Source organism: Mycobacterium sp. NPDC049093, assembly GCF_040704635.1.
GTDB lineage: Bacteria > Actinomycetota > Actinomycetes > Mycobacteriales > Mycobacteriaceae > Mycobacterium.
In genome coordinates this window covers 635,854-661,066 of the sequence record NZ_JBEZJS010000002.1, presented here as the reverse complement: position 1 = coordinate 661,066, position 25,213 = coordinate 635,854, and the positions used below count along the sequence as shown (strand labels likewise).

Genomic DNA, 25,213 nt, shown 5'->3' with positions numbered 1-25,213 from the left:
CCGCATTTGATCTCCTCGGCGGCTGTGAGCCGGCGAGCACAAACTTTCGACGAGGGATGGCCTGTGGGTGAGTCGGCACCTAATGATGGTGAAGCACCAGTAATCGTTGGACTTTCTGATGCAGCGATGCACATGTACATCGCCGCGATCGACGCGCTACCGCCGGTCGGCGACCCGGAGTACGCCGACCGCGCCGCGGTCGTCCTCAGCGGTCTGCGCAAGCTGCAGACCTCGCTGTCGGAGGCGGCGGGACGCAGCCGCGTCACCCCGTCGGTCATCGTGGCGCTCAGCGGTGTGCGGCACCGCTACGACGAGCTGATGACGACCGCGTCCGAAGGCCCCGGCGCCACCCTCGGTCAGCGTCTCTACGTTGCACGCGGCAACGCGAAGCTGACCACCGAGGAAGCCGCCAACGGCGTCGGGCTGCGTAAGGACCTCATCGAGGCCGTCGAGGCCGAGGAGCCCGCGACCGAAGCCGAAACCGCTCAGATCAAGGATCTGATCGCCGCGCTCGGCGGATAGCCGACGGTAGGGTCGCTGCGTGACGCGCGATCATGGTGACCCCGGTGATGCCCCCTCGGTTCCTCCCCCATTGACGGAGGTTGTCGAGGGGGCACGTCCGTCTGCGGCCGAGGAAGCCCGCACCGTCGCCGCGTCGACCAACGCAGGCACGCTGGCCTCGCTCACCGCCGAGGGCGACCCGTGGGCGTCCTTCGTCACCTACGGGCTCCTGGCCGGCGCCCCGGTGCTCTGTGTGTCGAACATGGCCGAGCACGGCCGCAACCTCGCCGGCGACCCGCGGGCCAGCATCTCCGTCGTCGCCCCCGACACCGGGTCAGATCCGTTGGCCGGCAGCCGCATCACGCTGGCCGGTATCGCCGAGCGGCCCAGCGGCGACGAGCTCGCCGCGGCGCGGGCGGCCCACCTGGACGCGGTGGCCGCCGCCCGCTACTACATCGACTTCAGCGACTTCTCGCTCTGGGTGCTGCGCGTCCGCCGCGTGCGCTGGGTCGGCGGATACGGCCGGATGGACTCGACCACCGGCGAGGCCTACGCCACCGCCGAACCCGACCCCGTCGCACCGCACGCCGCCGGCGCGATCGAGCACCTCAACGCCGACCATGCCGATTCGCTGGCCGAGATGGCCCGGACCCTCGGCGGCTACCCCGACACCACCGCGGCGGTGTGCACCGGCGCCGACCGCTACGGCCTGGATCTGCGCGTCACCACCGAGCGCGGGATGGCCTACACCCGGGTCGGCTACGCCGCACCGATCGGCTCCTACGGCGAGCTGCGGGCGGCCACCGTCGAGTTGGCTCGGCGCGCTCGGGCTTGATCGGCGCACCGCGCCGGCTGGGCCCGGGACCCCGTCAGGCCGTGCAATACGATCGCGGGTATGCCTGAGCGCCCAAAGACCTGGCAAGCCGCCTTCGACCTGATCCGAACCCGCGGCTACGAACACCGCGAAGAGCCCTTCCGGCTGGCCAGCGGACAGCTGAGCCACGACTACATCGACGGCAAGTTCGCCATCGACACCGGCGAGCGGATGGCCATCGTCAGTCGTGCGGTCGCCGATCTGGCCGCCGCGAGCGGTATCGAGTTCGACGCCGTCGGCGGGCTCACCATGGGCGCCGACCCGCTGGCCCACGGGGTGGCGATGGTGACCGGCAAGGCCTGGTTCTCGGTGCGCAAGGAACAGAAGTCACGAGGCCGCGAGCAGTGGATCGAGGGCACCCGGCTCGAGCCCGGCACCCGCGTGCTGCTGGTCGACGACGTGATCAGCACCGGCGGCTCCACGGAGATCGCCTACGAGCGGGTGACCTCCGTCGGCGCCGTCGTCACCGGCGTCATTCCGATGGTCGACCGAGGCGACGTCGCCACCGGACGGTTCGCGGCGCGTGGGGTCCCGTTCGCGGCGCTGGTCACCTACCGCGATCTGGGCATCGAACCGGTCAAGGACGTTTGAGGCCGACGCCTGGGCGTTTTTATCAGCCGTTTTCCGCCGCCGTTCTCCAGAAAGCGGCGAGCATCGGCGACTCGCCTAGATCACCAGGACCGGCGCCCGTTCCAGCGCGAGGCCGACCACGACGCCGGGCCGGAAGGCGCGGGCCCGTGAACTGGGCAGCTGGGCGTGGATCAGCGAGCCGTCGGGCAGCGACATGTACACGTGCGAGGTCGGACCGAGGAACGACACGGATTCCACCACCGCAGGCCCATCGGGATCGGCGCGCACCCGGACCGCTTCCGGTCGCACCATCGCGGTACCTGCCCCGGAGGTGATCGATCCGGGCAGCGTCGGCAACTCGGCGCCCAGCAGTCTGGCCCGTCCACCCGACACCCGCGCGCGCACCTTGTTGTGCAGGCCGACGAATTCGGCGACGAACGGCGTCGACGGGCGGGCATAGACCACGGCAGGGGTGGCGAGCTGCTCGAGTTTGCCGTGACTCATCACCCCGACCCGGTCCGCAACCGCCAGGGCCTCTTCCTGGTCATGGGTGACGAACAACGTGGTGATGCCGACTTCGAGCTGCACCCGCCGGATCTCGTCACGCAATTGCGAACGCACCTTGGCATCGAGCGCCGACAACGGCTCGTCGAGCAGCAGCACCCTCGGCTCGATCGCCAGCGCCCGGGCCAGTGCCACGCGCTGCTGTTCACCCCCGGACAGCTCGCTTGCGTACTTGCTCTTGTGCGCCGCCAAGCCCACCAGGTCGAGCATGTCTGCAGCCCGAAACAACCTGTCCTGCTTGGATTTTCCGCGCATCTTCAAACCGAATGCGACATTGTCCAACACGGTCAGGTGCGGAAACAGGCTGTAGGCCTGGAACACCATGCCCATATCTCGCTTGTTGGCCGGCATCGAGCTGATGTCGCGACCGCCGACGAGCACGGTGCCGGAGCTGGCCTCCTCGAGTCCGGCCAGGATTCGCAACGCAGTGGTCTTGCCGCAGCCGGACGGCCCGAGCAGTGCGACCAACTCCCCCGGTTCGATGGACAACCTCAGCCCGTCGAGTGCGTGAACGTTGCCGTAAGTGCGGGTGAGGTCACGAAGTTCAACGCGCACACCGGCCCCGAGACTCATGTCTGAACTCCCAACGTCCGGCGGCGGCCCCGCGTGAGCACCGCCAAGACCAACAACAGAGCGAACCCGAGCAGCAGGGTGGCCAGCGAGGCCGCCACCGACGTCGCGCCGTCGCTCTTCCCGATCACCACGATCTGGACCGGGAGCGTCTCGAACCCACTCAGCGAGGCGACGGTGTATTCACCGAGCACCACCGCAATGGAGATGAAGGCCGCCGACAGGATCCCAGACCAGATGTTGGGCACGATTACCCGGGTGATCGTCGACACCCAACCGGCACCCAACGACCGGGCCGCCTCCGACAGGGTCTGCAGGTCGATGGCGGACAACGCGGAATCGATTGCCCGGTAGGCGAACGGAAGTACCAGCACCACGTAGACGAACGTCAGGGTGATCGCCGACTCGCCGAGAAGGTAGGTGACCCACAGGTATACGTTGCGCAGGCCCACCACGATCACCAGGGCCGGGATGGTCAACGGCAGCAGGCATAGAAACTCCACCAGCGGCGCGGCCCAGCGGACCCGCACGCGCACCCAGATCATCGTCGGCACCAGCAGCACCAGCATCAGCATGACGGTGAACACCGCGAGCAGCAGCGAGATCAGAATGGCCTGGTACAACTCCTCATCGGCCACCAGATTGCGCCATGCCGCGCCGGTGCGCCCGCCGGCGAGCAGGTCGCGGGTGGAGAAGTCGGCCATCGCGTAGAGCGGAAAGAGGAAGAACAGGCCGAACAACACCCAGAGTGCCACGCGGGCAGCGCGGTTCATTTGAGCCACCTCGCCGTGCGGCGCACCAGCGCGTTGTAGGCGATCATGACCACGGCGACCACCACGATCATCTCGCACGCGAGCGCATAGGCGAATCCGGACTGACCCAGCACCACCTCGCTGGTGAGTGCGGCACGGATCAACAGCGGCACGATCGGACTGCCTTGACTGACCAGTGCGGCCGCGGTGGCGTAGGCGGCAAAAGCATTGGCGAACAACAACAACGTCGCTCCCCAGAACGCCGGGGTCAGCAGCGGCACCGCAACCTCGCGCAGGTACTGCCACCGGGAGGCGCCTAGGCTCACCGCGGCTTCACGCCACTGCTCACGCAGCCCTTCGAGGGCGGGCAGGAAGACAATCACCATCAACGGGATCTGGAAGTAGCTGTACACCAGGATCAGCCCGCCGAGTCCGTACAACCAGCCCGAACCGGCCAGATCCCAGCCGAGGTTCTCCTTGACCCACAGCGTCAGCACGCCGTTGAGCCCGATGGTGGCCAGAAACGCGAAAGCCAGTGCCACACCGCCGAACTGAGCCAGCACACTGCACAGGGCCAGCACCGCTCGGCGAAGCATCGACGCCGGTGGGCTGCTGACGATCAACCAGGCCAGTGCGGCACCCAGCACCGCCCCGATCAGGGCTGTACTGGCCGACAGCGCAATACTTTTGGCCAGCGCCGCCAATGCGGTACCGGAGAACAACGCTGCGATGCGGTCTAAGGAGAAGGAACCGTCGGCGAAGAACGCCATGACGATCACCGTCACTGTGGGGACGATCAGGAAGATCGTCACCACCGCAACGAACGGCAGCAAGGGCAGCGCGTCACGGATGTCCGCGCGTAGATCCCGGCGAGAAGTCCTACCTGGCATGCATGACCTCAGCCGATCGCCTTGGCCCAGTTGTCGGCCAGGTACTTGTTGGCCGTGTCGGTTTGGGCCTGGCTCGCGACGGTCACCGGGCCGTCGATGGGAGGCAGTTGACCGAACGCCGCACGGTCGGCGGTGCCTGCCAAGATCATCTTGTCCGCGCGGACCGGGCGTACCCCGCCCTTGGCGTACAGGTTCTGGCCCTCGTCGCTGAACAGGAATTCCTGCCACAGCCGGGCCGCGGCCGGATGCGGCGCATCCTTGTTGATCGCCTGGTAGTAGTACCCGGCGACCAGCGCCTCGTGGGGAACGATCACCTGCCAGCCCGGGACCTTCTGACTCTCGGTGCCGTTGAGGTAGTTCCAGTCGATCACCACCGGGGTCTGCCCCGATTCGATGGTGGCCGGGGTCGGATCGAGCGGCAGGAAGTTGCCTGCCTCGTTGAGCTTTTCGAAGAACGCGACGCCGGGGGCGATGTCGTCGGCCGACCCGCCCTGAGCCACCGCGGCCATCAGGACCCCGGCGAACGCCGCGCCGGCCTGGGTCGGGTCGCCGTTGAGCGCGACCTTGCCGTGGTACTCGGGCTTGAGCAGGTCTTCGACGGAGGTGATCGGTGGAACCTTCGTGGAATCGAAGCCGATGGACATGAAGCCGCCGTAATCGTTGACCCAGGTGCCATCCGGGTCCTTGAGGTTCTCCTGGATGTCGTCGAAGGTGGCCACCTTGTACGGGGCGAACATCGAGGTGTTCGCGAGCGCGACCGACTGTCCCAGGTCGAACACGTCGGGTGCGGTGCTCTTGCCCTTCTGCTGGTTGGCCGCGTTGATCTCTTCCTGGCTGGAGCCGTCAGGCAGTGCGGAGTTCACCTCGATGCCGTACTTCTCCTCGAAGGCCTTGATGATGGCGCCGTAGTTGGCCCAATCCGGAGGCAGCGCAATGACATTGAGCTCGCCTTCGGCCTTGGCCGCCGCGATGAGCTTGTCCATCCCGCCGAAGTCGGCCGCAGACTTGGCCTCGGCGACCTTGACGCCGGTATCGGTGTCACCACCGGCAGCGCCCTTCTGCGGCGGCGCGCACGCCGCCAGACCCACCGCGACGAGTGCCGATGCGGCCAGAGCCGCAGATGCTGTCACGATCCGGGACGTGATCATTACCAAACCCTCCGTTGGCCACCAAGCGCGCGCACCGGCACCCTATCGCGGCCCCACCGAACGTGAGACGCATCGCGCTAGGGTTGGCGCCCATGACGTCCATCCGCATCCGCCTCACAAGTCGGCGGCGTCCGCTCGCCACGGCTGCCGCCTTCGTGGCCGTCTGCGCCGCAGGTCAGGCGGCGATCGCACCGGCCTCGGCGGCCTTCGACGTGCAGGGATATGAGACGTGTACCGCGACGGCGGCGCCCGGTCCCGACCAGAACATCGACTCCGTCGCCACGACCTGCTGCGTCGACAACGCCGGAGTCCCTGCCGACACCAAATACGGCGTGGGCTGCGTCGCGCCCGTCGAGAATCCACCAGAGGACTACCGGCCCACGATCGTCATGCCGAGCCTGCCCACGCCACCGGGTGAGGGCGACGCGAACTACGACGAGCTCATGAAGCTGCCGCCACTGCCGGACGCCCCTGCGGTGCCCGGCGATGTCCCGCCGCCCTGAGACGTCGACGGTGTCAGCCACATAGTCTCGAGCGATGGCTGATCTCGATGCCGCAACTCGATTCGCCGCTGCACCCACTGCCGTCCTGGCCACACTGCGACCGGACGGCGCACCGCACCTGGTCCCGGTGGTCTTCGCCGTGCATCGTTCCGCCGAGGGCGACACCATCTACTCCGCTGTGGACGCCAAACCCAAGTCCACCCAGCGACTGCGCCGACTGGCCAACATCGAAAACGATTCCCGGGTCAGCCTGCTGGTCGACCACTACACCGACGAGTGGGCGGACCTGTGGTGGGTAAGAGCCGACGGACTGGCCACGGTCCATCACGGCGGCGATCAGATGGCGGCCTGCTACGGGCTGTTACGCGCGAAATATCCGCAGTACGAGCGGATTGCACTGAACGGCCCGGTCGTCACCGTCGAGGTCACGCGCTGGTCGTCCTGGCAGGTGTGACAGCGCCCGAAGCAGCCAAATTGGTGATCAGCGGGGCCACCGACCTGCCCTAACATCATTGATGATGCAACGAACCAACGGCTGAACGGAGCTGTCATGGAGGTCGACCCCGAGGTCCTACGCGCCTTCGCCGGTCAGGTGGAGATCGCATCGGGGCTGATCCGCGAAGCGGACGTCGGCAACAAGGTCGCCACCGCAGCCGACGGCCTGGACGGATCGACCACGCAGTGGGCGGCACGACTCGTCGGCTCGCACGTCAAACAGGTCGCCGAGAAGATCGCCACCAATGTCAACAACATGGGCACCGCGGTCCGCGGCGCGGCGGGCACCTACGAGGTCAGCGACGCTGACCTGGCAGGCAGCTTCAAAGGGATCTTCTGACACGTGTTGCCCTCGCGCCCCAGGCTGGAACGCTGGAATCCAGATTCTCTGACACCCGCCGGCGATGCGGTCAAGAACGCTGGCAAAGCCGTCGGTGCCGCAGTATCCGGGATGAGCTCCAACTTAGCGAAAATGGCAGACACCAAGGCGTGGTCTGGTGATGCGCACAAGGCAGCCACGGCGATGTTCGGTCGAGCCAAAATACAGACCGATGAATTCTCGAGATACACCGCGGCCGTGGGGGATGCGCTCAGCGGCGCCGCCGGCCCGATCGGTAGCGCCCGCACCGCACTGCTGAACAAGGCCGACGAGATCGACAACACCGGCCAGTTGCACGTAAGCGACCAGTGGGTGGTTCTGGTCAAAGGCGGCCAGATGACTATCGAACAGGCGGCGGCGCTGGAAAAGCGTGCGCAGTCTGAGCAGATCACTGTCAATCGGCTACTGACGGATGTGGGAGCTGCCGACGACGCTGCTGCCAAAGCAGTGACTGCCGCTGGACAATCGCACGGATTGCAGTTACCTGATCCCACCAGTCTGGACCGCTTGTTTCCTGGGGCGCTGGAGCCAGGTGACGAAGTGCCTAACCCGTTCTCACACGTTGGAGCCGCGCAGCAGGCCATCCTCCGAGACGCCGACATGGCGGAGACACTTCGCGAAACGAAGGTAGAGCCAAATTACGACCCCGTTACCGGAGCGGTAGTTTCCACTACCACGACTAAATACATGATGGATGGCAGCAGGTACGTCACGACCGTCGATGCCAAACCACCTTTTCCGGATCGAAGTCCGATCACGACGGAAGTGCATTACGATAAGAATGGCAACACCATCTCCACTACACGGACGGTCAAGTATGGCCTTTCGGCTCACAAAGATTTTGCTGGAAAAACCATTTCCACTACCGAGTACGCAAACGGCACAGTTGCCAAATTAACAGATTGGCCAGACGGCAAACAAACTTGCAAAGTTATTACACCGGAGGGTCGTGAAGCCGATGTCCCCCTCGACGTACTCGACACTCCGGTTACGACCGTGTTGGGCGCTACCGGCAAATACTTCGGGCCAGGTGTGAGCATTGCGTCCGCACTGTGGGGCGTAGCTGTTGCAGAATCCGATTTCCAGCGGTGCGTCGCGTCGGCCGAAGGCGCAGCATCGGTCGCTGCCGGAACATTTGTGGGCATCGGATTGTCCGAATTCACCCCAATTGTGTCTATCCCCGCCGGCATTCTCGCAGCATCCGGCGGGGAAGCACTCGGCAACTGGATTGGTAATACATTTTGTCCCCGCTAAAAATCTCCGATTACCTGCGTTTAGCATTACTCTTCGGCATATTGATAGCAGGCGGTGCGTTCGTTGCAGTGTGGGCTGCAATTTGGTTCACCCGCGGCAGTTATTTGACAGCAATCCTCTGCCTTGGTTCGTCGCTACTGCTTTTCAGTTTGGTGTTTTTCGTAGCTTACCCACTGTCGGGCGCTGCCCGACCCAGGGGAGTATTCGGACCGGAAGGGACCGAAGTGCGTCCGCAGAAATATGCGGACCTGATATTTATCGTCGGCCTCTCAATCGGTGTTCTCACGGCCGCCTTGTACCTCGTATTCTCGCATTTTGATATGCTCGATTTCGTTCCGTCAGGCACTGTCACTCGCAGACTCATACCAGCCGGTTGCATTTTCTACGTGATCTACGGCACGCCGGTCCTCTATCGGATGTTCAAGTACCGCGCCGGAAGCCATCTACGCCTTGATCAGCACGGCTTCGAAGTGTGGGATGGGCAATGGAACTCTTTCAAACGTGGGAAGTGGGACGATGTCGAACAGATCCTGGACCACCCGCTGAAAGGGAAGACGTCATTCAATGAGGTGATAGTTTTTGCGCTCCCGAAGGGGCATAGCGCGAAACTGGCCTCCGGCACCATCACCGCCAACAGCCACGCACTGCGTGAGTGGGTGCGGTTCTACTGGCAGCATCCCGAGTGTCGCGACGAACTGACCGATGGTCGGGCCCTACAGCGGCTTGATGATGAGAAGTTCACTATCCAGTGACTCCGAGTACCCGGTCTCGACTGACAACAGCGACGCTCGTCGTGCTCATGCTGCTGACGGCCGGTTGCGTCGTTGACGGACAACCGGTGCGCAACAAACTGCCCACAGCTGAGGAGCTGGGTTTACCTGAACAGGCCCGACTGGCGATGCCGATGCAGCGCCAACCCGTGCGCGGCTGGCGGATCGGCGCAGCCACACTCGGATTGGATGCCAAAGCCCACATCCGCTACTCACCGATCCGCAACGTCGGGGACCGGGCCATCTTTCTGGCGATGACCACTGCGGACTGGTCGGTGATCGGCATCGACGTGAGCAACGGACACAAACTGTTCGAGCCGGTCCGGTTGGGCCGTCACGAAAGCGCCGAGGGAATGCTGGCCTCGGCCTGTTTTGCCAATGGCCCGAAGATGGTCGTGTGCCTGCGGGGTCACACCCCGCAGGATGCCCCGACACATGCCTGGGTCATCGACACCGATACCGGTGCGTTGCTGTACGACGGCCCCACCGACCTGAGGTCGTCCATGCCCAAGGCAGATCCGGCTGTCCAGCAGCTCGGCGATTACCTGGTGGCCACCGTCGATGATCGGGGCGTCTACGGCGTCGGCCCACGCGCCGAACTGACCTGGCACGTGCCGGGCACCGGGTTGGTGGACTTCCCTACAGACGACGCCAGCGATGTCCCCGCGCCTGTTCTGGCGGTGGCGTCCCGCCTCCGTGAGCCCGACGTGGTGTTCTCCGTCGCCGACGGCAAGGTGCTCACACCGAAGGTGCCCGCCGGCGAAGAAGTTCGCCGAGCTGTCGTATACCCGGATGGCTTTGCCTACCAGCGCCAGCTCGATTACAAAGACACCGGCATCACATTCTTCGATAATGCGGGCACCGAGAAGGGCCAATTCGACGGTGCCGCAGAGCTACTCTCCGGCTCTGAAGTCATTCCTGTGGCACGAACCGCCGACGCCGACCGAGTCCTCACGATGGCCGGCAAGCCCCTGTTGGAGCTGTCGGACCCGAAACTGATGCCCTACACGCGCCTGGCCGGCACGACACTGCTGGTGTCCACAGATGAGGACCGCCGCATGTGGCGACAGTTCGATCTGCGGACCGGTGAAGAAGCCAAGACCTGCGACAACGAGGCTCTGTGGTACTCCTACATCGGCTCAAGCGGCGATGTCGTGGTCATGGGCGGTGGTCGTACCCTGGCTCTGGCTCAGGCCATGGATCTGACGACGTGCGAAATCCTGTGGACGCTGCCCGGGTCGACCGATGACGAAGCCAAAGACCTCTGGCGGGTGAACACGACACTCGTCCAGCGTGTCAACAACGAGCTCTCATCACTCGTCCCACCCGACTGAATCGTCCCACTGGTCTGACATCTCGCCACCCATATCGACAATGGCATCGGAGACAGATCCATCGAGGCACGCACGCAGCGTCTCGGCATCGAGCGGTTCGGCATAACCCGCATCGTCGGGCGCGTACAGGTAGTCGCCGTCATCGTCGACCGTGACCCAGTACCGAGTCGAACCGGAGAGCGACTGCACTGTCCCGATCGCTGCGACATCACGCCCGTCCACCACATGGACGGGCGGACCGTCCGATTCGGCATGTGGAATCAGGAAGCCGAGGTCGTCATATTCGTCGACCGCCCCAGGCGGTGGAGCCGGAAGGCGATCGTCCAGGCCTGCCACCGCGATACGCAGATGGGAACCGGCACCGGCCAAGCCGACCGAATCAGCGATCACCGCGCCGACGGCCCCCGGTGACACCGCGTAGACGTCGACGGCGTCGACGCCATCGGGGTCACTGTGCTGCACCGCGACAAAACCTAAGTCACCGGCCAGCAGGCCGTTCAACCGAAGATCGGGGGTGTCCCGACCGGAGAGGCTGACCCGACAACCGACGCAAACATCAGCCCGCACAAAGGCTTCCACCCACGCGCGCACGCGGGCAAGATCACCACCGTTGAGACGGTCTTCGATCGGTCCCACGTCTCGGGTGAGCAGCCATACCGACCCCACCGGCCGGCTACGGCCCAACGGGTACGGCAACGTGTCGCGGCCGTACAGCTCGCACGCTGCCTCGAGATCGACCACCGCGACAGTGCCCACCGCATCCAGCGCATGCGTCATGGCCACATTCTGACAGCTTGCTGTGCACTTCCTCGGAATGCTCACCTGCGGCCCGACCGGGCAGCCCTTGTGCTCCAGATCACATCGGGGAATGGTGGAGAGCAGGTCCGGCGGGCCGCAGGGGGCGCCCCGGGGACACCAGGAGGAGTGCCATGGCGGACAAGACCCATTCGGCCGGCAACGGGGCTGTTCCCACCGCGGACAGCCCCGCCGCCATTCGCAACGTGGCGCTCGTCGGCCCGTCGGGTGGCGGCAAGACCACCCTCGTCGAGGCACTCCTGGTCGCCGCCGGTGTGCTGACCCGGGCGGGTTCGGTGGTCGACGGATCGACGGTCTGCGATTTCGACGAGGCTGAGATCGGCCAGCAGCGCTCGGTCGGGCTGGCGCTTGCCCCGTTGCAGCACAACGGGATCAAGGTCAATCTGATCGACACCCCCGGATACGCGGATTTCGTCGGGGAACTCCGCGCCGGGTTGCGCGCCGCCGACTGCGCACTGTTCGTGATCGCGGCCAACGAGGACATCGACGAGCCGACCAAGGCGTTGTGGCAGGAATGCACGGCGGTGGGGATGCCGCGGGCGGTGGTCATCACCAAGCTCGATCACGCCCGAGCCAACTACGCCAGTGCCCTGGCCGGCGCCCAGCAGGCGTTCGGTGACAAGGTCGCGCCGCTGTACTTCCCTGCCGGTGAGGGAGTCATCGGGCTTCTCACCCGCACCTACTACTGCTACAGCGACGGCACCCGCACCACCCGGCCGCCCGACGGCGCCTATGACGACGAGATCGCCGAGCTCCGCGGCTCCCTGATCGAGGGAATCATCGAGGAGTCGGAGGACGAGACGCTGATGGAGCGCTACCTCGGCGGCGAGGAGATCGACGAGGCGGTGTTGATCGCCGACCTAGAGAAGGCGGTGGCCCGCGGCTCGTTCTTCCCCGTGATCCCGGTGTGCAGTGGATCCGGGGTCGGCACGCTGGAGCTGCTGGAGATCGCCACCCGCGGCTTCCCGTCGCCGCCCGAGCACCGTCTGCCCGAGGTGTTCGCGGCCAGCGGCGCGGCCCGCAAGCCGATGGCCTGCGACCCGTCCGGGCCGCTGCTGGCCGAGGTGGTGAAGACGACGTCGGATCCCTATGTCGGCAGGGTCAGCCTGGTCCGGGTGTTCTCCGGCACCATCAGGCCCGACGCCACCGTGCATGTGTCGGGCCATTTTTCTGCCTTCAACGACGCTGTGGCACCTGAGGGATCCCACGGCCACGCGGATCACGACGAGGACGAGCGCATCGGCACCTTGTCCTTCCCGCTGGGCAAGCAGCAGCGCCCGGCCCCGTCGGTGGTGGCCGGAGACATCTGTGCGATCGGGCGACTCAGCCGGGCCGAGACCGGTGACACCCTCAGCGACAAGGCTGATCCCCTGGTGCTGCGCCCGTGGACCATGCCCGACCCGCTGCTGCCGATCGCGGTGCAGCCACGCGCCAAGACCGACGAGGACAAGCTCTCGGTCGGGTTGCAGCGGCTGGCCGCCGAGGATCCCACGCTGCGCATCGAGCAGAATCCCGAAACGCACCAGATCGTGCTGTGGTGCATGGGTGAGGCGCACGCCGGGGTGGTGCTCGACGGATTGTCGCGGCGCTACGGGGTGTCGGTGGACACGGTCGAGCTGCGGGTACCACTGCGAGAAACGCTCGGCGGCAAGGCAAAAGGACACGGCAGGCACGTCAAGCAGTCCGGCGGGCACGGTCAGTACGCGGTCTGCGACATCGAGGTCGAGCCGCTGCCGGAGGGCACCGGGTTCGAGTTCGTCGACAAGGTCGTCGGCGGATCCGTACCGCGCCAGTTCATCCCGAGCGTCGAGAAAGGCGTACGCGCGCAGATGGAGAAGGGGGTCGGTTCCGAGGTCGGGTATCCCGTCGTCGACATTCGGGTGACGCTGGTCGACGGCAAGGCACACAGCGTCGACTCTTCTGACTTCGCCTTCCAGATGGCGGGCGGGCTGGCGTTGCGGGAGGCGTCCGAAGCTGCCGGGGTGAACCTGCTCGAGCCCATCGACGACGTGACCGTGGTGGTGCCCGACGATCTCGTGGGCGCGGTGATGAGCGATCTGGCCGCGCGGCGCGGCCGCGTACTCGGCACGGACAAGGCCGACGAGGACCGGACCGTGGTGAAGGCGGAAATTCCCGAGGTCGAGCTGACCCGGTATGCGATCGACCTGCGGTCACTGTCGCATGGCGCCGGGACGTTCAGCCGACAGTTCGCCCGCTATGAGCCGATGCCAGAATCGGCCGCCGCCCGGGTGCGCCGCTCCGCGTAGTCGTCGGTCAGCTCAGCTCCTCATCGAGGCGTAGAACTCGTCGCTGCCTGCGCCGTTCTCAAGCTGGACGTCAAAGGTGTTCAGGGCGAAGGCAAGTGTGCTGTAGCCACCGAAGGTGAACATCAGGTCCATCCGCTGCCGGTCGTCGAGTCGCTGCCCGAGGCGCTCCCAGACCCCGGCCGATATCCGGGATCCGGCGTGCAGTTCGTCGACCGCGTCCAGCACGGCTTGGTCGAATTCATCTGTCGCCGAGCCACTTCGGGCCGCCTCGACGTCGACCTCGCTCAGCCCCACCTGCCGCGCCATTGCACTGTGATGACCCCACTCGTACACACAGCCGTGGTGAAAGGCAGTACGCAGGATCACCAGCTCACGGATGCGCTCGGGCAACGTGGAGTCCTTCTGCAGGTAGGTGTTGAACGGCAGAAAGGCCCCGGCCAGCATGGGATGGCGCACCAGCGTCGACAACGCGTTGCCCACCTTGTCCGGGCGGCGACGCTCCGGCGGCACCGTGGAGGCCAACGCCTCGCGTGCCTGATCGTCCCAGTCCTCGGCCGGCAACGGCGTCAACATGTGATGGCCCCACTTTACGATCGACTAGTAATCTCCTTTACGATCGTAAAGGAGATTTTGCCGCAGCGCACACGAGGGGAAGCACCGATGGACGCCGCCACGGCCGAACCGGCCGGCTCGAGCACCACCCGAGAACGCCTCGTCGAGGCTGCGGTCCGGCTGTTCACCCGACACGGCTTCGCGGGCACGTCGCTGCAGATGATCGCGGACGAGCTGGGCTTCACCAAGGCCGCCATCTACTACCACTTCCGTACCCGTGAACAACTGCTGACGGCTGCGCTGGACCCGCTCCTGCGGCAGATGCAGCGGATCGTCGAAGAGGCCGAGAACCTCCGCGGCGTACACAACCGGGCCGATCGCATGGTGCGCGGCTACGCCGACCTGGCCGTGCACAACCGCGCCATGGTCTCGGTGCTGGGCACCGACCCGAGCGTGAACGAGGCCCTGCGTACCCGGCCCGAGTGGGACTCCGTGATCGACCGCCAGATGGCTCTTCTGGCCGATGTCGATCCTGGTCCGGCCGGCACCGTCAAGGCGGCGATGGTGTTCTCGGGGATCGCCGGCGGCGCGGGCATCGCTTCGGCGGGCCTCACCGATGAGGAGCTCTACCACCATCTGACCGAGGCCGCTCGCCGCGCTCTCGGCCTGCGCATCACCCGGCGCTGACGAAAAGGAACAGAGATGACAGCCAAGACAGCATTGGTCACCGGGGGCGCCTCCGGAATCGGCAAGGCGATCGCCGACCGGCTGGCCGCCGACGGGTACCAGGTGGCCACCCTCGACCTCAACGCCTCCGACGACCCGCACGCCTACGCGGCCGACGTCACCGACCGGGCCCAGGTCGACGCGGTCTTCAAGGCGGTCCGGGAGCAGTTGGGCCCCGTCACGATCCTGGTGAACTCGGCCGGTCTCAGCGATTTCACGCCGTTCACCGAACTCACCTTCGAGCGTTGGCAGAGGGTCGTCGACGTCAACCTCAACGGTGTCTTCCATGTCGTCCAGGCCGCACTGCCCGACATGATCGCCGCGGGCTGGGGCCGCATCGTCAACATCTCCTCGTCGAGCACCCACTCCGGCGTGCCGTACATGTCGGACTACGTGGCAGCCAAGTCCGCCGTCAACGGGCTGACCAAGTCGCTGGCCCTGGAATTCGGCCCGGCCGGCATCACGGTGAACGCCGTTCCGCCGGGTTTCATCGACACGCCGATGCTGCGCGCCGCCGAATCTCGTGGCGAGCTGGGCGACATCCAGAACACCATCGACGCCACCCCGGTACGGCGGATAGGGCGGCCGGAGGACATTGCAGCAACGTGTTCGTTCCTCATCTCTGAGGAGGCCGGCTATATCACCGGCCAGGTCGTCGGCGTGAACGGCGGCAGAAATACCTGATCAGCGCTTACGCTGTGACGGGGGTCTCCCAGAGTTGGCAATTTGATGTTCGCCGCACTGGGCGGCCTGTAGTTGCAGTTGTCTCTGGTTGTTTGCGACAGTTTTGCTCACTTACTAGCTGGCTGCGTCAATATGTCGGAGGTTTGCGCGTGGCCTCATCCACCGCGACGGTGCGGGACCGCTTTCAACAGCGGTTCAAGCACTGGCGGTACGACCCGCCGTACAAGACCGCATGCGCGGGCATGGTCATCTTGGTGATCGCGGTGCTGGTGTTGACGTGGATGCAGTTCCGCGGCGTGTTCGAGGAAAAGACGCAGCTCACGGTGTTGTCCAACCGTTCTGGTCTGTCGATGGATCCTGGTTCGAAGGTCACGTTCAACGGTGTGCCGATCGGCAGGTTGACCGCCGTGGACGTGGCCGATGTCGACGGCGAGCAGCAGGCCCAGCTCACGCTCGACGTCAAGCCCAAATACCTCAAGCTGATCCCCGAGAACGTCACCGCCGAACTCAAGGCCACCACGGTGTTCGGCAACAAGTACATCTCGTTCGTCGCACCGGACAATCCGTCGTCGGCACGGGTCGACCCGTCCATCCCGATTCGCGCCAAGGGCGTGACGACGGAGTTCAACACGCTGTTCGAGACGATCACCGCGATCTCCGAGCAGATCGACCCGATCAAGCTCAACGAGACCCTGACTGCGACGGCGCAGGCCCTCGACGGGCTGGGTGACAAGTTCGGCCAGTCGATCATCAACGGCAACGACATCCTGGCGGACCTCAATCCGCGGATGCCCCAGATCCGCCGCGACATCTCCGGTCTGGCCGACCTCGGCGAGGTCTACGCCAACGCCGCCCCCGACCTGTTCGACGGCCTGACCAACGCCGTCACCACCGCCCGCACCCTCAACGAGCAGCGCGGCAACCTCGACCAGGCGTTGGTGGCCGCGGTCGGCTTCGGCAACACCGGCGGCGACATCTTCGAGCGCGGCGGCCCGTACCTGGTCCGCGGCGCGCAGGACCTGCTGCCGGTCAGCGCGATGCTGGACCGCAACAGCCCGGCGCTGTACTGCATGATCCACAACTACGCCGAGGCCGCACCGAAGTTCGCCCAGCAGACCCGTAACGGCTACGGATTCGAGCTTCAGGACTTCCTCGTCGGTGCACCCAACGCGTGGGTCTATCCGGACAACCTGCCCCGGGTGAACGCCACCGGCGGGCCCGAAGGCCGGCCCGGCTGCTGGCAGCCGATCACCAAGGACCTGTGGCCGGCTCCCTACCTGGTCATGGACATCGGTGCCTCGATCGCGCCGTACAACCACTTCGAACTCGGCCAGCCGCTCGTGTCCGAGTACGTGTGGGGCCGCCAGATCGGCGAGAACACGATCAACCCGTAGTGCGTCAGCCGTTGCGGACCTTGGTCACCTGCTCGGTGAACACCGCGTTGAGCATCTCGACATCCGGCGCGACGCTGCGGCTGCTCGACTCGCCGCCCACCGCGATGCACATGACGACGATGTCGCCGACCTGCGCCGTGTAGCCCTTGATCATATCTTCATGGTCTCGCCGACGGCGCCTGCGGTCGACGTCATGTCGAAGCCGACCTGGGCATCGGCCTTGCTGGCCGGCGGTTCGAGGCGGTGCACCGCCGCTTCGGCTTTCACACCGTCCTTCTCCACGCTGAACGCCTGACACTGGCTCAGCCATTTCTCGGTCACCGCCACCAGTCCGGAGTCCGGTTCACGGCTGAGGGTGGCGATCACCCCCGGGGTGCCCTGCCGTTCGCTGACCATGGCGGCCACCCCGCTGGACAGCGAGGTCTTGTCCGAGGAATCGCACTCCGGAGGATCGGCCGGGCCGGTGCCGGACTTGCCCGACTCCTCGGCCATCTTCTGGCTGACGTCCTCCACATGCCAACCGGCCGGAAAGTCACTACCGGTGACCAGGAGTCCGGTCAATGACGAGTCGACCGTCACGGCGCACCAATTTCAGACGGGCCGAGTGGTCTTGACCTCCAGTTCGGCCTCGAGCTTCTCCTCGTACGCGCCCTCGTCCCGGCCGAGTGCGATGGTGGCGGCGGCCATCGCACCGATTGCCACCGCGAGTGCAACGGGCTCCCACCCGGTGATCGACAGGTGCTCCCCCAGCACCACCGAACCGAGAACGACGGCCACGACCGGCTCGAGCACCAGCATGGTCGGCACCGAGGTCTGCAGGGAGCCGGCGTGAAATGCCGACTGCTGCAACAGCGTCGCAACCACCCCGAGAGTCACCACCAGGTAGAGGGCCGGCGTGGTGAGTACCGCGAGCACACCGTCGACCGCGATCGTGTGCATCACGATCTTGGTCAGTACGGCGACCACGCCGAACATCACGCCAACGGCCAGTGCCAACAGCACCGCACGGCGCCAGTTGGTACTCCGGGTGGCGGCCAGGACACACAGGCCGACGGCGGTGGCGCAGACCACGACGACGGTGACCGTGGTGGCCACAGATACCCCATAGGTCCCGGTGCTGGCCCTGGCCAGCGCCACGAACACGGTCAGCGCGCCGGTCAGCAACAGGGCCCACAGCCATTCGGCGCGGCTGACCTTCCGGTGGGCCAGGCGGGCGCTGAGCGGAAGCGCGAACAACAGGGCCGACACCAGCACCGGCTGGACAAGGAGCAGCGAGCCGAATCCGAGTGCGAGCGCCTGGAACACGTACCCGGCCACCGCCGATGCGGTCCCGGCCCACCAGAGCCTGCGGCGCAGCAGGGTCCGCAGCATGACGGTGCTGACGCCCTTTTCGGGCGGCACGTCCATGGTGGCGCGCTGCCGCACCACAATGCCGACAGCCGCGAAAACCGCTGCGCACAGGGCGAACAGCACCGCAAGACTGTTGCCGAGCAAGCCTCGTCAACCCCTCCCGGGCCGATGTGTCGACCTCTCGAGAAGAGAAGGCCAGTGCCCTTCAACCGTAGAGCGCGGACGCGCTGCGCGCTGCTCCGGGCTAGACGACCTGCAGATGCCGCTTCGGGGGCTCGTCGGCAGAGTCTGTGGGAGCGGTCGGCGGGGCGGGAGCGATCTTGTCGTTGACGCTGGCCACGGCCAGGTCGACGCGGTTCACCGCGTTGTCGCACATGTCGCGGACCCGGCCGCTGGCGGTCTCGACCTCGTCGGCGGCACTACGCAGGTAGGCCCTGAGATTGATCCGGAGCCGCTCACCGGCCCGGCGTGCCCGCAGCCGTACCCGGTCGTCGACCTCGACGGTCACGTAGGGCAACAACCGAAACCTCATGACAGAAACCTCATAGCCGCGCTCCCATCTCCGCTTGCCTTGGCACACAGTAACCGCGCCCGGCCGGTGTTCGACCCAGACGTGATCGGCGCCGCATTCCGCCAGTTTATGGCGGGTAGATCACTTCGGCAGCTAGCTTCCCGCTCCGTCCCAGTCGGTCAGGGTCCAGCCGTCGGTTGGATTGCCTTTGATGACGACATAGCCGGTGTTGTCGAGCGGGTGCTGCATCAGCAGCTGAGGATTGGGATTGCGGACGTTCATCTGCACCCACAGCATGATCGCGGCGCCGTGCGAGTACGCGACAGGTTCGTCGTCGCCGCTGTCGTAGATCTGCTGCACCGCCCCGTCGAACCGGGCGTCGAACTCGTTTCCGTCGATCGAGCCTGGAATGCGGGCGTTGCGGTCACCACGCAGCCACTGCTCGGGGGCGGTGAAGTACGTCTGGACCGCGCTCGCCTCGGGCTGGCCCTCGTAGATGCCTGCCTCGACCTCGTGGAGCCCGGGCAGCACGGTGATCGACTCGTGCAGAGCGTCGGCCATCGGCTGAGCGGTCTGCTGGGTCCGGATCATCGTCGAGGCGAAGATGCCGTCGTAGTGGTTCGGTGCCAGGCGTTCTGCACTGGCGACGGCCTGTTGCCGGCCCAGATCGGTCAGCGGCGGCCCCGGCGTGGAGCTGTCGATGAGACCTGAGGCGTTCCCCGCCGACTGGGCGTGCCGGACGAAGGTCAGGGTGATGGAGCGGTAGCCGCCCGCCGCCGCGACCGGAGCCAGCAGCGTGGCGAGGACAAGAACGATGGCGGCAGACAGCGGGAGTGCTCGTAGTTCTCGCACACCGGCCATAATTCACCCTTCGGCGTAGGTTCGTCAGCGTGACTACCACTCTCGACGACGCGCGCGTCGCGGACGCGCTGGACCGGATGTACGCCGCCTCCGACGAGCAGTTCAAGAAGATGCGCGAGGGCGGGTCGGGCCGCTTCGCCGATCTGTCCGGTGCCACCGCGCAGGAACGTGCGGATGCCCTCAGCGACATCTACATGCCGGTGACGCGGGAGGCCGGCCGGCTGCTCTACTCCCTGGTTCGGGCCACCAAGCCCGCGATCGTGATCGAGTTCGGCATGTCGTTCGGCCTCTCGGCGCTGCACCTGGCATCGGCCGTGCGCGACAACGGAACCGGCCGGGTCTTCACCACCGAGCTCAGTGCCGCGAAGATCGCTGCGGCCAAGCAGACCTTCGCCGAGAGCGGCCTCGACGACGTCATCACCGTGCTGGAGGGCGACGCGCTGGAGACGCTCAAGACGGTGACGGGCGACATCGGCTTCGTCCTGCTCGACGGCTGGAAGGAGCTCTATCTGCCGGTGCTCAAACTTCTCGAGCCCCAACTCGCCACGGGCGCACTGCTGGTCGCGGACAACACGTCGATGGCCGACACCCAGCCGTATCTGGATCATGTCCGCGAGCAAGCCAACGGGTATGTCAGCGTGAACTTCCTGGCCCGCGACAGCGACAGCATGGAGCTCAGCTGCCGCGCTTAGCCGGTTCGGCCGGGCTACGGTGCTGACATGGTCGATTTCGCGCTGCGGTCATGCGGGCTGCGCGGTCACGCCACGTTTGCCCCGGACGAACCGGAACTTCGCGACCGGTTGCGCGTCGACACCCCGGTCGGGGAGGCGTGGCGTTGTCTGCGGTGCGAGACGTTCGTGGTCGGCCCGCCCCGTGGTCACGGACCCGCCGACACCGCACCGGAGATCCCCCGCGGCCGGCTGCTGCGAGACCGCACCATCATGCGACTGCTCGCCGTCGAGCGGGCGGTGCGCGGGATCGTGTTCACGCTGCTGGCAGTGGGCATCCTCAAGGTGCGCGCATCGCGCAGTGAGCTACAGGACGCGTTCGAGAAGGACATTCCGCTGATGCGGCCGCTGGCCGACCAGATCGGTTGGAACATCGACGATTCCAAGATCGTGCGGCACATCGGCGAGGCGTTCACGTTGTCGTCGGCCACCCTGCTGTGGATCGCTGCCGGCGTCGCCGCCTATGCCCTGGTCGAGTTCACCGAGGCCGCCGGCCTGTGGTTGATGAAACGATGGGGCGAGTACTTCGCGGTGATCGCCACCGGCGTCTTCCTGCCGCTGGAAATCTACGAGCTCACCGAGAAGGTGACCGCCCTGCGTCTGGGCGCCCTGGTGATCAACCTGGCCGCAGTGGTCTGGTTGCTCTGGAGCAAAAGGCTTTTCGGGATCAACGGTGGCGGCGAGGCCTACCGCGCCGAGCATCACACCGAGAGCCTGCTCAGTGTCGAACGGGCCGGGTTGGCGACGCCTGATGCTCCTCACGCGAGCGGTTCCGATACGCCGACGGCGTCTGACCACAAAACTGGGTGAAGCACCGGGTGAACGAGCTGAGGTTCTCGAACCCCACCGCCGTCGCGGTCGCCTGCACCGACTGATCGGGCCCGGCCAGCAATGCCATGGCTCGCAGCATCCGGGCATGCAGAAGATATGTCCGCCAAGAGATTCCGATCGTATCGGCGAACAGGCGGCGCAACGTCCGTTCGGACACCGCGACGGCCCGGCTGACGTCCTCGGCTGTCACCGAGGCGAGGTGCTCCTTGGTGTAGGCCAGCGCGGCGGCCACGATCGGATGGTCGGTGGTCGGCAGGCTCAGCGGCGCTTCGTGATCGAGCGCCTCGACGACCAGGTTGGCCAACGTTCGGAAGAACGTGTCGGATGTGTCATCGCCATGGGCGCGGTCGACCGGCCAGCGCAACCCGTAGATCATCATCTCGCGAATGAGCGGGGACACCGCGATGATCCGAGCCCGATCGCCGCCATCGGCGATCATCTCGGCATCGAACATCACCGCGACGGTCTTGACGTCGGGGTTCATCACGGCCTGGTGTTGCAGGCCGGCGGGAATCCACGCGGCCTGCTGCGGCGGAAGGAGATAGTGCGCGGCGTCGGTCTCGACCTCGACCACACCGTGCAGCGCGTACTCGATCTGGTGCACCTCGTGGGAGTGCCAGCCGGTGATCAGTCCGTCGCCTTCGTAGAGGTAGCTGCCGGCCGGCGCGTGGCCGCCACGGCGCAGTTCGATGACCGGCCGGGACATGTTGGCCGGTTCAGTCAAACCTCTGTCCGAAAGTGCAGAGACGGTCACACCGTCCGAGGGTACTAGTTGAATCATGCAGACCGACGACCTGATCCTGATCAGCATCGACGACCACGTCGTCGAGCCGCCCGACATGTTTCTCAACCACGTGCCGGCGAAATACAAGCCCGAGGCACCCATCGTGGTGACCGACGACAAGGGCGTCGATCAGTGGATGTACCAGGGCCGCCCGCAGGGCGTGTCCGGTCTCAACGCGGTGGTGTCGTGGCCTGCCGAGGAGTGGGGTCGTGATCCGGCCGGGTTCGCCGAGATGCGGCCCGGTGTGTACGACGTCCACGAGCGGGTCCGCGACATGGACCGCAACGGCATCCTGGCCTCGATGTGCTTCCCGACCTTCACCGGGTTCTCCGCGCGCCACCTCAACATGACCCGCGAAGACGTCACGCTGGTGATGGTGTCGGCCTACAACGACTGGCACATCGACGAGTGGGCCGGTTCGGCGCCCGGACGCTTCATCCCGATCGCGATCCTGCCGACGTGGACTCCCGAGGGGATGTGCGCCGAGATCCGCCGCGTGGCCGCCAAGGGTTGCCGCGCGGTGACGATGCCCGAACTGCCACACCTCGAGGGCCTGCCGAGCTACCACGACGAGGACTACTGGGGCCCGGTGTTCCGCACCCTGTCCGAAGAGAACGTGGTGATGTGTCTGCACATCGGCACGGGCTTCGGGGCGATCAGCATGGCGCCCAACGCGCCGATCGACAACCTGATCATCCTGGCCACCCAGGTCTCGGCGATGTGCGCCCAGGACCTGCTGTGGGGACCGGCGATGCGCAACTACCCCGACCTCAAGTTCGCCTTCTCCGAGGGCGGAATCGGTTGGATTCCTTTCTATCTCGATCGAAGCGACCGCCACTACACCAACCAGAAGTGGCTGCGCCGCGACTTCGGCGACAAGCTGCCGTCCGACGTGTTCCGCGAGCACTCACTCGCCTGCTATGTCACCGACAAGACGTCGCTGAAGCTGCGTCACGAGATCGGTATCGACAACATCGCCTGGGAATGCGACTACCCACACAGCGACTGCTTCTGGCCCGACGCCCCCGAGCAGGTGCTCGCCGAGCTGAATGCCGCCGGCGCAAGCGATTCCGACATCAACAAGATCACCTGGCAGAACTCGGCACGGTTCTTCGGCTGGGATCCGTTCGCGTTGACGCCGCGGGATCAGGCCACCGTTGGTGCGTTGCGCGCCAAGGCAACCGACGTCGACACCTCGATCCGCCCGCGCGCGGAATGGGCCCGCCTCTACGAGCAGAAGCAGCTCGCCAAGGCCTGAGCTGCCGTTGACCGGCGGCGTTAGGCACGCAGGATGACGTCGCCGGTCTTGGTAGCCACCGAGGTGAAGGCCTCAGAGACGGCTACTTCCACGGCGAGATGCGCTGCGGCGACGGCCAGTGTCTTGAATGCCTGTGCAGCCGCGCTCAGGTTGTGTCCGAACCGACGGCTCGGGTCCGGTGATTCACCCCAGACCAGCACTTCGGCACACCCTGCGGGGAGCTGTCGACTGTCGCCCGAAACCGCGCGGGCGTATACGTCGGCACCCATTACCACCACGCACTGCTCCTCGTCCGGAAGCCCCGGTGAGGTCACGTCATCGACCAACTCGGCACCGAGGATCTGCACCGGCCGAACGTCAACCGCGTTGTCGGAAAGTGCCACGGTCACCCGCCAGCCGCTCATCGTCCGGTCGACGATCAGGCCGCCGGCATTGGCCGCGAGTTCCGCGGCGTCCCGGGCCACCACGTGCATACGGTATCCGACTGCGCCGCCGCCTTTTTCGCCCTTCATCGCAGTACCCGCACCGGGACGTGGGCCCAGCCCGCCACGTTCTGCATACTCACTCGCTCGCAGCGGTCCCACGCCACCTCGTAGCGCGGCATGAAGTCCAGGAGCTTGTCCAGGGCGATGCTGCATTCCAATCTCGCCAGCGCGGCACCGAGGCAGCTGTGGATCCCGTATCCGAATCCGAGGTTCTGGGCCTCGGTACGGTCCCGGTCGATGTCGAACACGTCGGGGTCCGTCCAGGCATCGGGATCACGGTTGGCCGAACCGCCGACCAGGAACACCGGCTTGCCCGCCGGTATCGTCACACCGTGCAGGTCGATCTCACGTTGCGAACGTCGAACGTTGTACTGAGCCGGAGCCTCGTACCGCAGCAGTTCCTCGATCGCGGCCGGTATCTTGCTGCGGTCCTCGCGCAGACGCTGCCATTGTTCGGGGTGACGGGCGAACATCACGGTGGCCGCACCGACCAGCTTGGTCACCGTCTCGGCCCCGGCACCGCCGAGAAGGGTGGCGAATCCCGCGATTTCGGAATTGCGCAGGCGGGTCAGCTCGCCGTCCTCGCGCTCGATCTCGGCCGAGATCAGCCGGCTGATCATGTCGTCGCGCGGCTCGGCCTGGCGCTGTTTGATCAGGTCGTAGTACAACAGCCAGGACTGGGCCATCGCTTCGATCCCGGATTCCGACATCTCGATCTGGCCCGGCTCCCGGTGCAGCGAGGCATCGATCCACAGCCGCACCTGCTGGCGTGATTCCGGCGGAACCCCGAGCATGGTGGTGATGACCTCGACCGGGAAGTACGCCGAGAAGTCGGACACCACATCGAATCCCGCCGGATCGACAGCTCCGAGGTAGCGATCGATCTGCTGGGACACCATGTCCCGCAACGCCGTGATCGCCCTGGGGGTGAAGACCTTGTTCACCAGGCTGCGCATGTGCCGGTGCTCGGGCGGATCCAGCGAGATGATCATCTTCGCCGGCGCCTTCTGTCCCGTCCGGACCATGGCGAGGTCGACGCCGTACGCCGACGAGTACGTCTCGAAGTCCTTGAATGCGGCCGCTACGTCGACGTGCCGGGTCAGCGCGTAGAAGTCGTATTCGGCGCTGTAATAAACCGGGGCTTCCTCCCGCATTCGCCGATAGGTCTCGTACGGGCCGTTGAAGAAATCCGCCGAGAACGGGTCGAACACCACCTGCGCCGTCGTCAACATGGCCTCCCGCTGGAATACCCAACCCGCCCCGACATCATTGTGGGACGCCCAACTGTAATAGTTACAGTAGGTCTGGTTCAAGTATCCGATCGGCTAGTACGCCGACGGGCGTGCGGGTGGCACCCCAGAT

At 65.9% G+C, this 25,213-nt stretch carries 30 protein-coding genes; 16 read left to right on the top strand and 14 right to left on the bottom strand.

Going from position 1 to position 25,213, the window contains the following annotated elements; all coding sequences use genetic code 11:
• Positions 1-132 precede the first annotated feature (132 nt).
• From AB0876_RS08695 to AB0876_RS08685, 3 genes are read left to right on the top strand one after another with little or no spacing between them, the layout of a single operon-like run.
• On the top strand, positions 133-522 hold the full coding sequence (locus AB0876_RS08695; RefSeq protein ID WP_526041934.1) for a hypothetical protein: 390 nt from the start codon (positions 133-135) through the stop codon (positions 520-522).
• Positions 523-541: 19 nt separating this feature from the next.
• Positions 542-1,336: a HugZ family pyridoxamine 5'-phosphate oxidase gene (locus AB0876_RS08690; protein ID WP_526041735.1), complete on the top strand. Its 795-nt coding sequence runs from the start codon at positions 542-544 to the stop codon at positions 1,334-1,336.
• 60 nt (positions 1,337-1,396) lie between these two features.
• A complete protein-coding gene (locus AB0876_RS08685; protein WP_526041734.1) occupies positions 1,397-1,966 on the top strand; it encodes an orotate phosphoribosyltransferase in 570 nt (189 codons plus the stop codon).
• A 75-nt stretch (positions 1,967-2,041) separates the two neighbouring features.
• Here the strand turns inward: AB0876_RS08685 and AB0876_RS08680 are convergent, their stop codons facing one another.
• The 4 genes from AB0876_RS08680 to AB0876_RS08665 are packed head-to-tail and all read right to left on the bottom strand — an operon-like array spanning position 2,042 to position 5,869.
• Positions 2,042-3,082, bottom strand: a complete 1,041-nt coding sequence (locus AB0876_RS08680) for an ABC transporter ATP-binding protein (protein ID WP_526041733.1) — start codon at positions 3,080-3,082, stop codon at positions 2,042-2,044.
• Complete coding sequence (locus AB0876_RS08675; protein WP_526041732.1) at positions 3,079-3,852, bottom strand: ABC transporter permease; 774 nt, start codon at positions 3,850-3,852, stop codon at positions 3,079-3,081. Before AB0876_RS08675 ends, AB0876_RS08680 begins: the two co-directional genes overlap by 4 nt.
• The gene (locus tag AB0876_RS08670; RefSeq protein WP_526041731.1) at positions 3,849-4,721 is read right to left on the bottom strand and encodes an ABC transporter permease; all 873 of its coding nucleotides are present in this window, start codon (positions 4,719-4,721) and stop codon (positions 3,849-3,851) included. The genes AB0876_RS08675 and AB0876_RS08670 overlap by 4 nt, the downstream gene beginning before the upstream one ends.
• 8 nt (positions 4,722-4,729) lie before the next feature.
• Positions 4,730-5,869: an extracellular solute-binding protein gene (locus AB0876_RS08665; RefSeq protein WP_526041730.1), complete on the bottom strand. Its 1,140-nt coding sequence runs from the start codon at positions 5,867-5,869 to the stop codon at positions 4,730-4,732.
• Between the two features lie 92 nt (positions 5,870-5,961).
• Between AB0876_RS08665 and AB0876_RS08660 the strand changes: the two genes are divergently transcribed.
• From AB0876_RS08660 to AB0876_RS08635, 6 genes are all read left to right on the top strand, one after another.
• Positions 5,962-6,372 carry a hypothetical protein gene (locus AB0876_RS08660; protein WP_055118855.1) on the top strand — a complete coding sequence of 137 codons (411 nt, stop codon included), beginning with the start codon at positions 5,962-5,964 and terminating at the stop codon, positions 6,370-6,372.
• A 34-nt stretch (positions 6,373-6,406) separates the two neighbouring features.
• Positions 6,407-6,826, top strand: a complete 420-nt coding sequence (locus AB0876_RS08655; protein WP_418021118.1) for a TIGR03668 family PPOX class F420-dependent oxidoreductase — start codon at positions 6,407-6,409, stop codon at positions 6,824-6,826.
• 96 nt (positions 6,827-6,922) lie between these two features.
• Entirely contained in the window at positions 6,923-7,207 is a 285-nt protein-coding gene (locus AB0876_RS08650; RefSeq protein WP_064935325.1) for a WXG100 family type VII secretion target, read from the top strand.
• Positions 7,208-7,339: 132 nt separating this feature from the next.
• Positions 7,340-8,500 (top strand): hypothetical protein, encoded by a 1,161-nt coding sequence (locus AB0876_RS08645; protein ID WP_526041729.1) that lies wholly within the window; start codon positions 7,340-7,342, stop codon positions 8,498-8,500.
• Between the two features lie 224 nt (positions 8,501-8,724).
• On the top strand, positions 8,725-9,252 hold the full coding sequence (locus tag AB0876_RS08640; RefSeq protein WP_526041728.1) for a hypothetical protein: 528 nt from the start codon (positions 8,725-8,727) through the stop codon (positions 9,250-9,252).
• The gene (locus AB0876_RS08635; protein WP_526041727.1) at positions 9,249-10,604 is read left to right on the top strand and encodes a 9-bladed beta-propeller domain-containing protein; all 1,356 of its coding nucleotides are present in this window, start codon (positions 9,249-9,251) and stop codon (positions 10,602-10,604) included. Before AB0876_RS08640 ends, AB0876_RS08635 begins: the two co-directional genes overlap by 4 nt.
• Here the strand turns inward: AB0876_RS08635 and AB0876_RS08630 are convergent.
• Positions 10,584-11,381: a hypothetical protein gene (locus tag AB0876_RS08630; protein WP_526041726.1), complete on the bottom strand. Its 798-nt coding sequence runs from the start codon at positions 11,379-11,381 to the stop codon at positions 10,584-10,586. The genes AB0876_RS08635 and AB0876_RS08630 overlap by 21 nt on opposite strands.
• 152 nt (positions 11,382-11,533) lie before the next feature.
• Here AB0876_RS08630 and AB0876_RS08625 point away from each other — a divergent pair, with 152 nt between their 5' ends.
• On the top strand, positions 11,534-13,687 hold the full coding sequence (locus AB0876_RS08625; RefSeq protein ID WP_491839567.1) for an elongation factor G-like protein EF-G2: 2,154 nt from the start codon (positions 11,534-11,536) through the stop codon (positions 13,685-13,687).
• Between the two features lie 12 nt (positions 13,688-13,699).
• On the opposite strand, the gene AB0876_RS08620 is transcribed toward AB0876_RS08625, so the two are convergent.
• On the bottom strand, positions 13,700-14,260 hold the full coding sequence (locus AB0876_RS08620) for a carboxymuconolactone decarboxylase family protein (protein WP_418021114.1): 561 nt from the start codon (positions 14,258-14,260) through the stop codon (positions 13,700-13,702).
• A gap of 87 nt (positions 14,261-14,347) precedes the next feature.
• Here AB0876_RS08620 and AB0876_RS08615 point away from each other — a divergent pair, with 87 nt between their 5' ends.
• From AB0876_RS08615 to AB0876_RS08605, 3 genes are all read left to right on the top strand, one after another.
• Positions 14,348-14,926 (top strand): TetR/AcrR family transcriptional regulator, encoded by a 579-nt coding sequence (locus AB0876_RS08615; RefSeq protein ID WP_491839566.1) that lies wholly within the window; start codon positions 14,348-14,350, stop codon positions 14,924-14,926.
• Positions 14,927-14,941: 15 nt separating this feature from the next.
• Positions 14,942-15,649, top strand: a complete 708-nt coding sequence (locus AB0876_RS08610; protein WP_491839565.1) for an SDR family NAD(P)-dependent oxidoreductase — start codon at positions 14,942-14,944, stop codon at positions 15,647-15,649.
• 242 nt (positions 15,650-15,891) lie between these two features.
• Positions 15,892-17,043 carry an MCE family protein gene (locus AB0876_RS08605; protein ID WP_491839704.1) on the top strand — a complete coding sequence of 384 codons (1,152 nt, stop codon included), beginning with the start codon at positions 15,892-15,894 and terminating at the stop codon, positions 17,041-17,043.
• A 4-nt stretch (positions 17,044-17,047) separates the two neighbouring features.
• Here AB0876_RS08605 and AB0876_RS08600 read toward each other — a convergent pair whose 3' ends face one another.
• From AB0876_RS08600 to AB0876_RS08580, 5 genes are all read right to left on the bottom strand, one after another.
• Positions 17,048-17,197, bottom strand: a complete 150-nt coding sequence (locus tag AB0876_RS08600; protein ID WP_526041725.1) for a hypothetical protein — start codon at positions 17,195-17,197, stop codon at positions 17,048-17,050.
• Positions 17,194-17,622 (bottom strand): hypothetical protein, encoded by a 429-nt coding sequence (locus AB0876_RS08595; protein ID WP_526041724.1) that lies wholly within the window; start codon positions 17,620-17,622, stop codon positions 17,194-17,196. Before AB0876_RS08595 ends, AB0876_RS08600 begins: the two co-directional genes overlap by 4 nt.
• A gap of 12 nt (positions 17,623-17,634) precedes the next feature.
• Positions 17,635-18,537 carry a DMT family transporter gene (locus AB0876_RS08590; protein ID WP_491839563.1) on the bottom strand — a complete coding sequence of 301 codons (903 nt, stop codon included), beginning with the start codon at positions 18,535-18,537 and terminating at the stop codon, positions 17,635-17,637.
• Positions 18,538-18,637: 100 nt separating this feature from the next.
• Positions 18,638-18,925 (bottom strand): hypothetical protein, encoded by a 288-nt coding sequence (locus AB0876_RS08585; RefSeq protein WP_055118876.1) that lies wholly within the window; start codon positions 18,923-18,925, stop codon positions 18,638-18,640.
• 132 nt (positions 18,926-19,057) lie between these two features.
• Positions 19,058-19,765 (bottom strand): histidine phosphatase family protein, encoded by a 708-nt coding sequence (locus AB0876_RS08580; RefSeq protein WP_526041723.1) that lies wholly within the window; start codon positions 19,763-19,765, stop codon positions 19,058-19,060.
• A 29-nt stretch (positions 19,766-19,794) separates the two neighbouring features.
• Between AB0876_RS08580 and AB0876_RS08575 the strand changes: the two genes are divergently transcribed.
• Positions 19,795-20,457: an O-methyltransferase gene (locus AB0876_RS08575; RefSeq protein ID WP_526041722.1), complete on the top strand. Its 663-nt coding sequence runs from the start codon at positions 19,795-19,797 to the stop codon at positions 20,455-20,457.
• Positions 20,458-20,484: 27 nt separating this feature from the next.
• Positions 20,485-21,303: a DUF2127 domain-containing protein gene (locus AB0876_RS08570; RefSeq protein ID WP_526041721.1), complete on the top strand. Its 819-nt coding sequence runs from the start codon at positions 20,485-20,487 to the stop codon at positions 21,301-21,303.
• Here AB0876_RS08570 and AB0876_RS08565 read toward each other — a convergent pair.
• Complete coding sequence (locus AB0876_RS08565) at positions 21,212-22,078, bottom strand: AraC family transcriptional regulator (protein ID WP_526041720.1); 867 nt, start codon at positions 22,076-22,078, stop codon at positions 21,212-21,214. The genes AB0876_RS08570 and AB0876_RS08565 overlap by 92 nt on opposite strands.
• Positions 22,079-22,103: 25 nt before the next feature.
• Between AB0876_RS08565 and AB0876_RS08560 the strand changes: the two genes are divergently transcribed.
• Positions 22,104-23,366, top strand: coding sequence for an amidohydrolase family protein (locus AB0876_RS08560; RefSeq protein ID WP_491839558.1), 1,263 nt, complete (start codon positions 22,104-22,106; stop codon positions 23,364-23,366).
• A gap of 20 nt (positions 23,367-23,386) precedes the next feature.
• Here the strand turns inward: AB0876_RS08560 and AB0876_RS08555 are convergent, their stop codons facing one another.
• Positions 23,387-23,878, bottom strand: coding sequence for a hypothetical protein (locus AB0876_RS08555; protein ID WP_526041719.1), 492 nt, complete (start codon positions 23,876-23,878; stop codon positions 23,387-23,389).
• On the bottom strand, positions 23,875-25,083 hold the full coding sequence (locus AB0876_RS08550; RefSeq protein WP_526041718.1) for a cytochrome P450: 1,209 nt from the start codon (positions 25,081-25,083) through the stop codon (positions 23,875-23,877). The genes AB0876_RS08555 and AB0876_RS08550 overlap by 4 nt, the downstream gene beginning before the upstream one ends.
• Positions 25,084-25,213: the final 130 nt, after the last annotated feature.

Excerpts from the sequence above, each read along its gene's own strand:
- AB0876_RS08695 (WP_526041934.1), top strand. The coding sequence starts at position 133 with ATGTACATCGCCGCGATCGACGCGCTACCGCCGGTCGGCGACCCGGAG.
- AB0876_RS08685 (WP_526041734.1), top strand. The coding sequence starts at position 1,397 with ATGCCTGAGCGCCCAAAGACCTGGCAAGCCGCCTTCGACCTGATCCGA.
- AB0876_RS08680 (WP_526041733.1), bottom strand. The coding sequence starts at position 3,082 with ATGAGTCTCGGGGCCGGTGTGCGCGTTGAACTTCGTGACCTCACCCGC.
- AB0876_RS08675 (WP_526041732.1), bottom strand. The coding sequence starts at position 3,852 with ATGAACCGCGCTGCCCGCGTGGCACTCTGGGTGTTGTTCGGCCTGTTC.
- AB0876_RS08670 (WP_526041731.1), bottom strand. The coding sequence starts at position 4,721 with ATGCCAGGTAGGACTTCTCGCCGGGATCTACGCGCGGACATCCGTGAC.
- AB0876_RS08665 (WP_526041730.1), bottom strand. The coding sequence starts at position 5,869 with ATGATCACGTCCCGGATCGTGACAGCATCTGCGGCTCTGGCCGCATCG.
- AB0876_RS08660 (WP_055118855.1), top strand. The coding sequence starts at position 5,962 with ATGACGTCCATCCGCATCCGCCTCACAAGTCGGCGGCGTCCGCTCGCC.
- AB0876_RS08655 (WP_418021118.1), top strand. The coding sequence starts at position 6,407 with ATGGCTGATCTCGATGCCGCAACTCGATTCGCCGCTGCACCCACTGCC.
- AB0876_RS08650 (WP_064935325.1), top strand. The coding sequence starts at position 6,923 with ATGGAGGTCGACCCCGAGGTCCTACGCGCCTTCGCCGGTCAGGTGGAG.
- AB0876_RS08645 (WP_526041729.1), top strand. The coding sequence starts at position 7,340 with ATGGCAGACACCAAGGCGTGGTCTGGTGATGCGCACAAGGCAGCCACG.
- AB0876_RS08630 (WP_526041726.1), bottom strand. The coding sequence starts at position 11,381 with ATGACGCATGCGCTGGATGCGGTGGGCACTGTCGCGGTGGTCGATCTC.
- AB0876_RS08625 (WP_491839567.1), top strand. The coding sequence starts at position 11,534 with ATGGCGGACAAGACCCATTCGGCCGGCAACGGGGCTGTTCCCACCGCG.
- AB0876_RS08620 (WP_418021114.1), bottom strand. The coding sequence starts at position 14,260 with ATGTTGACGCCGTTGCCGGCCGAGGACTGGGACGATCAGGCACGCGAG.
- AB0876_RS08615 (WP_491839566.1), top strand. The coding sequence starts at position 14,348 with ATGGACGCCGCCACGGCCGAACCGGCCGGCTCGAGCACCACCCGAGAA.
- AB0876_RS08610 (WP_491839565.1), top strand. The coding sequence starts at position 14,942 with ATGACAGCCAAGACAGCATTGGTCACCGGGGGCGCCTCCGGAATCGGC.
- AB0876_RS08605 (WP_491839704.1), top strand. The coding sequence starts at position 15,892 with ATGGTCATCTTGGTGATCGCGGTGCTGGTGTTGACGTGGATGCAGTTC.
- AB0876_RS08600 (WP_526041725.1), bottom strand. The coding sequence starts at position 17,197 with ATGATCAAGGGCTACACGGCGCAGGTCGGCGACATCGTCGTCATGTGC.
- AB0876_RS08585 (WP_055118876.1), bottom strand. The coding sequence starts at position 18,925 with ATGAGGTTTCGGTTGTTGCCCTACGTGACCGTCGAGGTCGACGACCGG.
- AB0876_RS08580 (WP_526041723.1), bottom strand. The coding sequence starts at position 19,765 with ATGGCCGGTGTGCGAGAACTACGAGCACTCCCGCTGTCTGCCGCCATC.
- AB0876_RS08570 (WP_526041721.1), top strand. The coding sequence starts at position 20,485 with ATGGTCGATTTCGCGCTGCGGTCATGCGGGCTGCGCGGTCACGCCACG.
- AB0876_RS08560 (WP_491839558.1), top strand. The coding sequence starts at position 22,104 with ATGCAGACCGACGACCTGATCCTGATCAGCATCGACGACCACGTCGTC.
- AB0876_RS08555 (WP_526041719.1), bottom strand. The coding sequence starts at position 23,878 with ATGAAGGGCGAAAAAGGCGGCGGCGCAGTCGGATACCGTATGCACGTG.
- AB0876_RS08550 (WP_526041718.1), bottom strand. The coding sequence starts at position 25,083 with ATGTTGACGACGGCGCAGGTGGTGTTCGACCCGTTCTCGGCGGATTTC.